General features: G+C 51.0%; 12 protein-coding genes. 2 read left to right on the top strand and 10 right to left on the bottom strand.

The window, feature by feature from the left end:
- Positions 1-228: 228 nt before the first annotated feature.
- Together Q0198_RS09655 and Q0198_RS09650 are read left to right on the top strand one after the other, a co-directional pair.
- Entirely contained in the window at positions 229-1,125 is an 897-nt protein-coding gene (locus tag Q0198_RS09655; protein ID WP_297897509.1) for a menaquinone biosynthesis family protein, read from the top strand.
- Positions 1,126-1,740: 615 nt separating this feature from the next.
- A complete protein-coding gene (locus Q0198_RS09650) occupies positions 1,741-2,532 on the top strand; it encodes a UDP-N-acetylmuramate dehydrogenase (RefSeq protein WP_297897506.1) in 792 nt (263 codons plus the stop codon).
- 146 nt (positions 2,533-2,678) lie between these two features.
- Here Q0198_RS09650 and Q0198_RS09645 read toward each other — a convergent pair whose 3' ends face one another.
- From Q0198_RS09645 to Q0198_RS09600, 10 genes are all read right to left on the bottom strand, one after another.
- Complete coding sequence (locus Q0198_RS09645; RefSeq protein ID WP_297897503.1) at positions 2,679-4,715, bottom strand: bifunctional alpha/beta hydrolase/class I SAM-dependent methyltransferase; 2,037 nt, start codon at positions 4,713-4,715, stop codon at positions 2,679-2,681.
- 38 nt (positions 4,716-4,753) lie between these two features.
- Positions 4,754-5,308, bottom strand: a complete 555-nt coding sequence (locus Q0198_RS09640) for a DUF1287 domain-containing protein (protein ID WP_297897500.1) — start codon at positions 5,306-5,308, stop codon at positions 4,754-4,756.
- A gap of 7 nt (positions 5,309-5,315) precedes the next feature.
- Complete coding sequence (locus Q0198_RS09635; RefSeq protein WP_297897498.1) at positions 5,316-6,245, bottom strand: phosphatidate cytidylyltransferase; 930 nt, start codon at positions 6,243-6,245, stop codon at positions 5,316-5,318.
- A 1-nt stretch (position 6,246) separates the two neighbouring features.
- Positions 6,247-6,708 carry a hypothetical protein gene (locus tag Q0198_RS09630; protein WP_297897496.1) on the bottom strand — a complete coding sequence of 154 codons (462 nt, stop codon included), beginning with the start codon at positions 6,706-6,708 and terminating at the stop codon, positions 6,247-6,249.
- The gene (locus Q0198_RS09625; protein WP_297897492.1) at positions 6,689-7,327 is read right to left on the bottom strand and encodes a lysophospholipid acyltransferase family protein; all 639 of its coding nucleotides are present in this window, start codon (positions 7,325-7,327) and stop codon (positions 6,689-6,691) included. The genes Q0198_RS09630 and Q0198_RS09625 overlap by 20 nt, the downstream gene beginning before the upstream one ends.
- Positions 7,299-7,556, bottom strand: a complete 258-nt coding sequence (locus Q0198_RS09620; protein ID WP_297897490.1) for a hypothetical protein — start codon at positions 7,554-7,556, stop codon at positions 7,299-7,301. Before Q0198_RS09620 ends, Q0198_RS09625 begins: the two co-directional genes overlap by 29 nt.
- 235 nt (positions 7,557-7,791) lie before the next feature.
- Positions 7,792-8,394 (bottom strand): CDP-alcohol phosphatidyltransferase family protein, encoded by a 603-nt coding sequence (locus Q0198_RS09615; protein ID WP_297897487.1) that lies wholly within the window; start codon positions 8,392-8,394, stop codon positions 7,792-7,794.
- A gap of 517 nt (positions 8,395-8,911) precedes the next feature.
- Entirely contained in the window at positions 8,912-9,952 is a 1,041-nt protein-coding gene (locus Q0198_RS09610; RefSeq protein WP_297897484.1) for a DUF3137 domain-containing protein, read from the bottom strand.
- 127 nt (positions 9,953-10,079) lie between these two features.
- The gene (gene purN, locus Q0198_RS09605) at positions 10,080-10,658 is read right to left on the bottom strand and encodes a phosphoribosylglycinamide formyltransferase (protein WP_297897481.1); all 579 of its coding nucleotides are present in this window, start codon (positions 10,656-10,658) and stop codon (positions 10,080-10,082) included.
- Positions 10,649-12,234, bottom strand: a 1,586-nt coding sequence (locus Q0198_RS09600) for an NAD(P)H-hydrate dehydratase (protein WP_297897479.1), incomplete at its 5' end; no start/stop codon positions are given. The genes Q0198_RS09600 and purN, both read right to left, overlap by 10 nt.

Below are 12,234 nucleotides of genomic sequence, written 5' to 3'. Positions count from 1 at the left end.
ATTCGGCGCAGCATTGGAATTTGAAATTTTTAAGGAGCGCAAAAGCTCTGTGCGGCATGCGGAGAGTATTAAATTTACACTTCTAAGCACGCTCGGTTTTCACGTTTTTCTTTAGAAATTCCGCATTTTTATGAGGGCTGCAGCAAAATTTCACTATAATTTCGCAACATTTTGGAATTAAGCTGCACGCCGCGCGCGAAATTTAAAGCGGAGCAAAAAGGATAAAATTTGAAGATTTTTAAGCATATAAACGTCGCTCACTCGCCCGACGCGGATGATATTTTTATGTATAAGGCAATTGATTTCGGTTGGGTTAGTTCAAAAAATCTAAAATTTAGCGCCACGGCGCTTGATATCCAGAGCCTAAACGACGAGGCGCTCAAGGGCACTTACGAGGCCACGGCGATTAGCTTTGCGTTATATCCGCTCATCTGCGAGGAGTACGCGCTTTTGCGCACGGCGGTGAGCTTCGGCGAGGGCTACGGCCCAAAACTAGTCAAGAAAAAAGGCGCGGTTTTAAAGCGAAATTTCAAAGTCGCGCTCAGCGGCAAACACACGACCAATGCCCTGCTTTTTCGCATGGCATACCCGCAGGCGCGCGTGATCTATAAAAATTTCCTAGACATCGAGGGCGCGGTCTTAAGCGGCGAGGTGGATGCAGGCGTGCTGATACACGAGAGCATTTTGGACTTTTCGAACGAGCTTTGTGTGGAGCGCGAGATCTGGGACATCTGGAGCGAGCTAGCGGGCGAAAATCTACCGCTGCCGCTGGGCGGTATGGCGGTTCGCCGCAGCCTGCCGATAACGGACGCCATCGAGTGCGAGCGCGTGCTAACGGAGGGCGTGCGCATCGCCACCGCGCATAAGCCCCTTTTGTCGCATATGCTCATGGAGCGAAATCTCATCCGCGTGGACGACGCAAAGCTCGAAAAATATCTGAGTCTTTATGCCAACGAGGCCTCGATCGAGCTCTCGGGGGTACAGATAAGAGCGGTGGATAGGCTGTTTGAGCTTGGTTACGAGCGCGGATTTTACCCTGCGCCGATTAGCGCGCAGGAGAATTTTATCCCGCGCGAATATAATGAGATCCGTTTTGCGGACTGCGGCGGGCAAAATCCGATGTAGGGTCGAGCGAGATTAAAATTTTAGATTAAATTTTTGGCTCTTGTTTCGGGTGAATTTTGCTCGAAACACTGCCCCTTCGTTTCGGCTAAATTTCTAGGCGTTAAGGGGTTTGCGCCTCGGCTAAAATTTACTTCGGCGTAAAAGCAGACGCGCGGTGGAATTTTATATCGCTTTTGCCGTAGCGGTAATGTATCACCGCTTTTGGATTTAGCCGCGGAGTGCAATGTGGATTTAAAATTTGCGCGCAAATTTAACGCCGAGTCTACCGCGGATCGCCGCCAAGTTCGTCAATCGACCGCGTCCTGTGGCGCCATTGTCGCGGTGCGATGTTCCGCCTCAAATTTACGGCTACGCGGCGATGAAACTTTGTACGCGGAGGTACATTGCGCGGCTGTATTTTGTGCCGCAGGGTGCGAGCTGTACGTGCGACGTAGCGCGCCGCTGAAAACGTATCGAAAGCGAGCTAAATTTAATCGTAGCAGCACTAAATTTTAAGATAGCGTTCGCGTTTCGCACCGTGCGGTGCGGCGGTATCGCTAAATTTTAAAACAATACGCGGCGAGCATGAAATTTTAAATTTACGAAACTAAAAAATGAAATTTAAAAGGCAAAATTTTGAAAACAAAGCAGATAGATTTTAGCAAATACACCTCTGTGCGCATCGGCGGGAGCTTTGCGGTGCAAATTTTAAAGGACGAGGCCGATTTTGCGGAGTTTGAGAGCATATCGGGGGGCGCGATCATCGGTGGCGGCAACAATCTGCTTATCTCGCCCGCGCCGCCGCACCTTGCGATGCTAAGCGAGGAGTTCGACCGCATAAGCTTAAGCGGCGATGTCCTTAGCATCGGGGCTGCGACGAAGTCGGGCAAAATTTATAACTTCGCCAAAAAGCAGGGTCTCGGCGGCTTTGAGTTTTTGCGCAACATCCCGGGCACGCTCGGCGGGCTAATCAAAATGAACGCGGGGCTCGCCGGCGCGAGCATTAGCGATAGCCTGCTTGCCGTGCGCCTGACTCGCTGCTGGGTAGAGCGCGAGCGAATAAGCTTCGGCTACCGAAGAAGCGGGATCGAGGAGCCGATTTTGGGCGCCGAGTTTAAAATTTCACGCGGCTTTGATGCCGAACTCGCCGCGGATTTCTCCGCCAAACGCGCCAACCAGCCAAAGGGAGCAAGCTTTGGAAGCTGCTTTAAAAACCCGCCGAATGACGCCGCGGGCAGGCTGATCGAAGCGGCGGGATTAAAAGGCCACGCGATCGGCGGCGCGAAATTTAGCGAGCAGCACGCCAATTTCATCATAAATTTCGGCGGCGCGAGCTTTGAGGATGTGATTGCGCTCATAAATTTAGCGCAAAGCCGCGTTTTTGAGGAATTCGGTATCGAACTGGAAACCGAGGTCGTGGTGCTATAAAAGAAAATTCATATATTTTGCCCCCGACTAAACTTACTCGGTCGTCCATTCCGTCTTTTTGCACTGGATTTTTTTATGCTTTGAAATTTTAAAATACCGACGAAATCGTCAAATTTAAAAGCGCTCAAAAGACAAGCCGCTAAAGGCTAAATTTTAACGGCCAAACTCACGCTAAATATCCCATCCCCATCTATCCATTCACGCACCTTTTTAAACCCCGCCTTTTCCACGAGCTGATCCATCTCGGCTTGGCTACGGCGGCGCATGATCCACGCAGCGCCCTGCCTGTGGCTAGATAGAGCGCGCGCGATCATCTCGAGCTGCGGGTGCCACGGCTGGTTGGTGTAGATGAGGTAGCCGCCGCTTTTTACGCTGCTTGCAAAGCCTTGTAGCGCGGTGCGCACGACCGAGTTATCTGGGAAAAGTTCAAACAGCCCCGACACGACGCCTAGCGTATATGCGTCCTGCAGACCCTCGTAGCTAGCGGCTTCGAATGCATTTGCCTGCGTAAAGCTCGCGACGTCCTGCAGCCCGCGCTCTTTTATCATTTCGCTGCCGGCTTTTACGTTTATGTCGCTGTAGTCGCGCAGCGTTATGCGCTCAAATTTATGCCCCTGCGCGGCGTCTAGTATGTATCTGCCGTGTCCCGAGGCGATGTCTAGCAGTCGTAGCGGCTCGCCTCGCTCCTGCAGCTTTGCTACGGCTTGATCTATAGCTAGCTTGATATTTCGCTTGCGCTCTCTGATGCCGCGCCAGCCGATGGCGTTTAGGTAAAATTTATCGATAAATTTGAAAAATTTATTCGCCCCTTGCGGCTCGTTTCGGTAGACGTAGTCAAGCGTACTGCCGCTATCGTAGCCCGTATTTTCGCCGATCTTTAGCCCGCCGACCCACGGCGAAACGGCTTGCATAAATACCCGCTGGAATTTAAATCGCAAATTTTTCAGGCTAAATCTCGGTAGCGGCGTAGCCAGCCTATCGGCCTCCTCGCGGCTAAAGCCGTATTCGTCCGCATGCGTGCAGTCCACCTCGCTAAAAGGCGCTCTAAACCTCTCGCCGACAAACTCTCGCACTATCTCAAACGCCCTCTCCCGCTCGCTCTCGCCCAGCGTATCGTGGTAAAATCCCTCTAAAACCTCGCGCCTTTTTACGCGCGCGCCAAGAGCGTTGTAAAACTCGTGCTGCGGGGCGTGCTCCACGACCCAATCATCGCCCGAGACCAGCAGTAGCGTAGGCGTCGTGATCGCGGCGGCGTCCGAAACCACACGCTGCGCCGCTTCGTAAAGCCCCAGCAGTATGCGCACCGAGATCGCGCGAGTGATGAGCGCATCGGCGTCGTAGCTTGCCTGGCGCTCCTTGTCGTGCGTGAGATAGTGCGCCTTGACGTAGCTGTTTACGAAAAAATTTCCGCGGGCGCGGTAGATCGCCTTTAGCCCCGCTCTAGCAAACGGTACGTAAAGCTTCACGCTAAACGCGGGACTAGCCAGCACCGCGCAGCGAACGCGCGGAGCGTAGTCGTGCAGCCACGCCGAGACCAGCACCGCGCCCACGCTCTGGGCTATCACGGCTAGATTTTGCGTCTCAAAGCCAAATCTCTGCTCGATATGCGCTACAAACTCGTCCACGTCGGCGATGAGGCGGCCGATACTCGGCGCGTCGCCCCGCTCGCCCTCGCTCCTGCCGTGTCCGCGCTGATCCCACGCAAAATAGCTCAAACTCTCGTCCGCTAGCCCCTCCGCTACGTGCGTCGTCCTGCCCGAGTGCTCGTGCCCGCGGTGAAATATCGCTACGGCTTTGGCGTTTGGCGCGGCTTTAAATTTGAGATTTTGTTCGGCGTTTTCGCTAGGCGTCTCGCTCAAATTTGACGCAGCGCATTTGCTAGTCTCGTTTAAATTTGAGTCTGCGTTTTTGCCGCCGCTTGCTAAATTTTGCTCCTCAAATTTACCCGCACCGCCAAAATCAGGCTCCGCATTTTTATCCGCGCCGCCTGCTTGCTCGCTAGCCAAATTTGACGTTTCGTTTGTAGCCTCGGCGCTCAAATTTGACCCATCAAATTTACCGGCGTCGCTCAAATTTATTTCGTCTGCGCCCGGGTTCTCGCACGCTACGTCCGCAGCCAGGCGGTATCTGTAAAATATCCTCGCCCCGTCGCTCGTTATAAAATAGCTCTCTTTAAACTCCATTTTTCGCCTTTCTCGCTTAAATTTATCGATTTTTCTACTTATTTTATCCTAAAATGCCCCGTTATCTCGTAAACATTTAGCGCGTCCTCTTCCTGCGCGCCAAGCCCGATGTTGTGGATCACGAGCGGGGTTTTGCTAGCGGCAAATTTATCCGAAACTATACCGATGTGCGGCCTGCCGTTATCCAGCCGCCACGTCACGATATCGCCCGCTTTAAACTCGCCCTTCGCCTCGTAACCCTTGCGTTTTAGATAAGTCGCGATGTTTGGCACGCGGCGATGATCGATGTTTTTGTCGGTCTTTTTCGCGCCCCAGTTTTTAGGATAGGAGCTAAAATTTGCGCTCATATCCTCGTGGATGAGCCGCTGCAGATCGATATCCTGCCCGCGCAGAGCTCTAACCACGACGTCGGTGCAAACGCCTTTTATCATATCCACGTCGCCCATCGGATAGGCTAGCCTCTCGTACGAAGGATCGTAAAACAGCGTCCGTCCAACCTGCGCCCTAGCGTCTTGCACGAGCTTTCCGGCCGAAAACGCAAAGGCAAAATTTGCCGTCAGCGCTAAAAGTAAAATTTTGATCCAAATTTTCATCAAAACCTCATGCGTAAAAGTATCTAACTATGTGAAAAAATATCGGCGCCGCAAAGCACAGCGAGTCCATACGGTCAAGCATCCCGCCGTGCCCACTGATCATATATCCCCAGTCTTTGACGCCCAGATCGCGCTTGATCGCCGACATAACAAGCCCTCCTAAAAAGCCCATCATACAAACGGCAAGCCCGATAAAAAACGCCCCCACCGCGCCAAAAGGCGTGAGATGATGCAAGCACGCAGCCAGCGCGCTAGCGCTAAGAACCCCGCCCGCAAAGCCAACCACCGTTTTAGACGGACTGATGCTAGGAGCGATCTTGCGCTTGCCAAAAAGCTTGCCCCAGATGTACTGCAACACGTCGCTAGCCTGCACGACTATGATCAAAAACAGCATAAGCTCCATGCTACTGCCCTTCTCAAGGTCTAGCAAAAGAAGTGCGGGGATGTGCGAGATACAAAAGACGCAGATCATCAGCGCCCACTGGATCTTCGTCGAGCGCTCTAAAAAATAGGCCGCATCGCCGCAAATAGCCGCCAAAATCGGCAAAAACAAAAATCCGTAAACCGGGATAAATATCATCGCCATCGCGTACCAGTCGGCATAGATAAATATATACTGCATGGGCAAAATCACGTAAAAGCACGCCACGAGCGCGATGTGATCGCCTCTGCGGATGTAAATGAGCGACAAAAACTCGCGCAAAGCGGCAAACGAAACTAGCAAAAATAAAAATATCACGGCGTTTTTGCCCATATACGTAAACGAAAAAATCACCAAAATCATCGCCCACCAAGCGTTTATGCGCGAGGTCAAATTTGAGACGGTTTTGTTTTCGGCGCCAAATTTTGCCTTTAGGATAAAGGCAACGGCGCTAGAGACGACTAGCACCGCGATGAGTCCTAAAAATAGATTTAATATATGATTTTGCGGGTTCATTTTAGGGCCTTTGGGTTAAATTTGAAGCTAAATTTGACATCTGTTTTGAAGCGCCCGAACGAGTCAAATTTACGCGCGTTTGGTTTGCTCTGCGGGCGGCTTGCTTGATTAAATTTGTTAGCGAAAAAAGCTCGCGCCTTGGGCTCGCGCTTGGGTCAAATTTGATTTGTGGAGAGGCGAGCGTTTTGATCCGGGTTTCGCGTTTAAATTTGACGCTTTTGGCCGCCGCTTTAGAAGGCTCGCCGTCAAATTTGCCGTAAAAATCGGTCGCAAATTTACCTCGCTCGTTTGACCGCTTTATCTCGCGCTCAAATTCTTTACGACGAGTGCTGCAAATTTCATCTCCAAGCCCCAAGCCGTCGCAAAAAATATCGACCGAATTTTCTCGCGTGCTTGACGGGTTTGCGGGGCTTAAATTTACCCCCGCAGTCAAAGTCGCCGCGCTAGGCTTTTGTTCTATCATTTTGCGTATCGCTCATCGCTAGCAGCGCGTCCTGCGCCTTTTGTAAAAACTCGCCCTTGCCCTCGCCGCCGTAGGTTATCTCCTCGCCCACTATCAGCTCGCAAAGCAGCGGAATGGGTATCATAAAGCCCTTGGGCAGGACGTTACGCGCGTTTTTGATCCAAATCGGCACCAAAGGCACGGAGGGGCACTCCTGCGCCAAACGAAACACCCCGCTTTTAAACGGCTGTAGCGCGAGATCGTCATCCATCTTGCGCGTGCCTTCCGGAAAGATGATGAGAGAGTGTGTCCGCAGCGCGTCGCTCATTTGCGCTAGCGCTTCTAGCGGATCTTTGCGGCGACTTATTAGCACCATGTTAAATACGTTTTTAGCAAGAAACCTGCGCACCGGCCCGCTCTCCCAGTACTCCGCCGCCGCGACGGGGCGCACGCGCTTTCTCACGCGGTAAGGCAGCGAGACGAAAATCAGCAAAAAATCGCCGTGGCTAGCGTGGTTGGCGTAGTAAATTTTAGTACCCTCGCCGATATTTAAAAGCTCCTGCGGCGGTCTCACGCCCGTAATAAATATCGTGATGCGGCAAAGGATAAAATCAAGTGCGGCCGCTAAAAAATTTTTCATCTTGTATCCTTTTTACTCTTTTACTTTTCAAATTCACTTTTTGCGGCGCCCTCAATTTTGCGGTTGCGTGCGGCAAATAAGCTTCTCGCCCTCCTTGCCGAAAACGAGCGTTTAGACATAAATTTGAGGCGATTAAAGCCGATACGGTTTTAAGTAATGCCTGCAATTTGCCGCTTTTACTACTTGCTTTTGTTTCGCCGACTTTGATAAAACGCTCGAAATTAACCAAGCGCGTTTTGCGTGCCTAGCGTCTTTTAAAACGTCTAAATTAAGTAGACAAATTCGTCGTGATATTTTATCCTCGCCTCAAAAAATCTCGTAAATTTAAACAAGCCCAAATTTATAACGATTGTGTGCCTGCGCCGAGGCGAGCTTAAAACTTTTGCAATTATATCAAATTTAGACAAATTTACCTTGTGTAGATTTTGGAGATAGATATTAAATTTATCCTCATCCGAGGCGCCTTATTCCCCGCTTTTTAGTCCCATCCTCACGCGGTTTGCGCAAGTAAGCGCGAGTAAAAATATCGCGGCGTAAAGTACCAAGCTAAACCACTCCGGTAGTCGCCCAGATAGCGCATATACCGTACCGATAAGCCCGAATATAAACGCGCGGTCGCTCTTGCCCATAGGCCCGTCGTATCGCCTGCCGCAACCGTGCACCTGCCCTAGGACGCCCAAAAACTCACTCATAAAAGATAGAAAGATAACGAGCGCGATAATGCCCCAGTCAAACGGCGCCACGAAGGCAAACGGCAGATACAGCGCGGCGTCCGAGATGACGTCCGTGGCTTCGTTTAGGTAGCCGCCCAGCGGGCTTTTTTGATTAAACTCGCGAGCCAGCATGCCGTCGATGGCATTTAGCGCCATACGCAAAAACATCCAAACGGGCAGCAGAAAGAATAGCGTCGAAATTTCGGCGAATTTTATCAAAAGTCCGCCCAGCAGAACGGAAATGACGCAGGCTGTGATCGTGACTTGATTTGCGCTGACACCCGCGTCGTAAAGACGTCTTACTAACGGACGAAGTAAATTTTGAAATTTGGGCTTTAACTCGTAAATCGTCATGAGGACTCCGAAAATTTGATTTTCGTATTGTCGCTTAAAAATACTTGGAGGCAGATTAAATGTGTGGTTGGCTTTTGTGTGAGCTTTTTAATCGTCGATTTTTAAAAGCATTAGGATGGCGAAATGAACGATGCAAATATGAGTAAATTATCTCTTCTATCATTGCCGCGATGGGCGCTCAATTTTTTTGACGCAGGCTCGCGACGGTAAAAGTAGCGTTTACGGCACGATTATAGGCAGCGTGGTAATCTCCTTATGGAAAGCGTACGGTGCAATCATCACCATATCAGTATCCATCTTTGCTCAATTCCTCTATGTGGACCGCAAAAATTTATAAATCGTATGGGATTTCATCGCGATAGGTTTCAAACTTCGCTCTCCGCCGCAAATATAATAGACCTTGTCGCGAAAATTCTAAATCATAGCGGCGCCGAGCCGGGAAGAGTACTTTTAAATTTTAAAATTTCGCGGTAGAGTAAGACCTCCGTATTTGCGGATTTAAGGTCAAATTTAGAATTTAATCCTGCCAGATATTTTCGTTTAATTTCAGACTTTTTACGATGGAGAGAAAGAATAGAAGCTCGTGCTTGATAGACGCGGCGGGATCGAAGTTAAGTACGCTGCGATCTACGCTAGGCTCGAAACTATCGTATCCCGTGCGGATAAAAATATAGACGTTTCTATCCGAAAAGCTTAATCTGATCGATCCGCCGGCACCGCTTCTAAAGCGAAGCAAGCGCCGCATAAAGGCGGGCGTGAGGGCGTACATTGCAGACACGGCATCGGCGCTATATACGCTAAACGCGGAGCTAAACTCGCTATCGTCCATCGCGATCTTCTTAAGTCCGCTGAGTGTTGGTCTCGCGCTGAGCAGCGGCAAGATCACGGCCACCGAGTTTATGCGCTTTTTAAATTCCGCGTAGAAAAATATCCCCCTGCTGCTACGTCGTTCGTCGGTGTGGCTCACGCAAACATCCGCAAAGCTGAAAAACACTCCGTCATAGACGCCGGAAATTTTATCTTCGCAATCAAGATATTTTACTCCGTCTGGAAACAGGCCGCTAGCGCGCAGATACGCCGGTCGAAACGAGCCTGAAATTTCGTAGCGGTAGCCTAGGCTCGCGATATAGGGCGCAATATATTGGTGTTTAAAGGCGCGGACGAATTTTTTGGATTTATTATATTTGATCCGCTCCAGCGCGGCATCCGCGATATTAAACAAAGAAAGGCAGATGGTTACGAGTGCGATGACGAAGCGTAAGGTATCATTCTCGCATATTTCTACGCTTTTGGCAAGTATCCACAGCAAAATGCAAAAGATAAATACGCGCACTATATTTGCATCTTTATTCACTACTCTAAAAGAGATGCTGCTGCAGCTAAATACCACTATGATCCAGCAGAGGCCTACTGCTGCTTCTTGATCTCTAAAATTGAAAAATAGCCACAACGCCGAGGCCAGCACCGCTAGTACTATTATCGAAAACGCCGTACCTTTGTGCTGCTCCGCCTCATCCAAGATGCTAAGTCTTAGTTTTTCCAGTTCGTTTGCGGTCATCTTTCTCTTTCTAAATTTAGCTAGCAAATTTTAAAGCTTAGCCTCGAACCGCCCCTAAATTTAAAAAACTAAGCTTTAAAATTTACAAAATTCCGCGGAATTTCGATCTTTAAATTTAGCGTAAAATTTAGCTTCGGCACAAAATTTCTACGATCACCTGCGGCAATAGCTCATGCTCAATCTCGTGGATTTTGGCTTCGTAAGCTTCAAGGCTCATTCCCGCGCTTTTTTCAAACGCGCGCTGGGCGATGATCGCGCCGCCGTCAAGCTCCTCGCTGACCCAGTGCACGCTCACGCCGCCAACCTTCATGTCGCTCTCAAAGCTCTGCTCTATTGCGTGCGCGCCCTTAAAAAGCGGCAGCAGCGACGGGTGCAGGTTTATCGCGCGAACTCTGCTTGTAAAAACGGGTGTGAGAATTCGCATAAAGCCCGCAAGCACGGTAAGCTCCGCGCCACTTTTTTCGATCTCGCGCACGAGTGCGGCGTCGAACCTCTCGCGGCTAGCGAAGTCTTTATGATTTAGGATCACGCTTTTAAGCCCGAATTTTGCGGCTTTTGCTATGCCTCCCGCGTCCGCTTTGTTGCTTAGCGTTAGCACGACTTCGATTTTAGTTTCGCCAAAAGTTTTGCCGTGCAGCTTCTGCAAGATCGCCTCTAAATTTGAGCCGCTGCCGCTAAAAAGCACGGCGAGCTTTTTCACAACCATTTTACCTCCTCGATGAGATCGAGCGGATTTAGCGCGTAGGAGTTTTTGGCGAAGGCTCGCGCGGCGAGTGCGTGGGCTAGGACGCCGCAGATTGAGGCTTGCAGAGGCGAGTAGCCTTGCGCGAGCAGCCCGCCGATGAGCCCTGCGAGCACGTCGCCGCTGCCGCCTTTTGCGAGCGCGGCGTTGCCCTTATCGCAGACATAGATGACGCCAGCTTGGGCGATGAGCGTGTTCGCGCCCTTTAGCACGAGCACGCCGCTAAATTTTTCGCTCCACGCCCGCGCAAGCTCGAAGCGGCGCTCTTGCAGCTCGCTCACGCTAAGATCTGCGATACCCGCGATCTTTAAAAGCGAGCAAAATTCCTTTGGATGGGGCGTTAGGATTAAATTTGAATTGGCGTTTAGCAGGCTTAAAATTTCGCTCTCGTAGCACAGGTCGGCGTCGATGACGCAGCTTTTGTCCCGTAGAGCGGCAAGATCGATCTTCCGCTCCCCGAGACCACAACCGCAGACTACGACCCGCGCGGCATTGAATGAGCTTTTCTGCATCAAAATCGGGCTTAAGTTTAATGGCTCATCGCTAACGACGCTAACGAGCCCGCTGCCGATCGCGTGAGCCGCCAGAGCCGCCATCTGCGCCGCTCCGCTCATCTGCCCGCTTACGACGTAGGTGTGCCCGAAGTCGCCCTTGTTGGTGTTTTGCTTCCTGCGTAGCGGCAGCTTCAGATCGCTTTTTTGAAGCAGAAAATATTCGCTCTGCTCCTCAAAATTTTGGCGCGAAATTCCAAGATTTGCGACCTTGATACGCCCTACATAATCCTTCGCGCCGTCCGAAAACAGCGCGAGTTTAAGCGCGCCCATTGCGATCGTCAAATCCGCACAAAACGCACCGCCTAAAATGCGCCCGAGCTTGTCGATGCCGCTTGGGATATCGACTGCGATTTTTAGGGATTTTGCGCTATTTGCGAGAGATAAAATTTCGCAAATTTCAGCGCTTAAGGCTTTGTTTAAACCGCTACCGAAAATCCCGTCGATTATGCAGTCTGCGTTTATAATCTCATCGCGCAAGCCGCTCGGCTTGCCACATTCGTTGTCTAGATTGCCGCACTCGTCGCCGTGCTCCGCGGTTTCAAATTTGGCGCTCGTAAATTTTGCGCTTAATTTATCGCCGCCGCCTGAAATGTCCGCGCCGTTCAGGTTTTCCCGCTCGCCCCGCGGCTTGTCATCACAAGAGCCTGCATCCTTTAAAGATGAGCCGCCTGCGCTTTCATGCGCGCATATATCCTTGCTAGACGCGCTGTCTGCGTGCTTGCAAGCATTTTTTGCGCTTGCGATATCGATAAGTCTAACGCCCGCAGCTCGCGCCGCTTCCGCTTGAAATTTACCCGCCGCGCTTCTGTTTTGAAGCACGCAAAGCGCGGTGCAGCTAAAATCGCCGCTTAGCTTTCGCAGCGCCGCCATCGCGTCCGCGCCGTTATTTCCGCCGCCGCAAAGCGCCAAAATGCGCGAACCCTTTTTGAACCGCTTTCTGATCTCGCGCTCGATCCTGCCTGCGGCGTTTTCCATTAAAATTTGCT

The sequence above is a fragment of the uncultured Campylobacter sp. genome, assembly GCF_938045205.1.
Classification (GTDB): Bacteria; Campylobacterota; Campylobacteria; order Campylobacterales; family Campylobacteraceae; genus Campylobacter_B.
The sequence above is the reverse complement of the archived record's forward strand: the minus strand, read 5'-3'. Positions and strand labels throughout refer to the sequence as shown.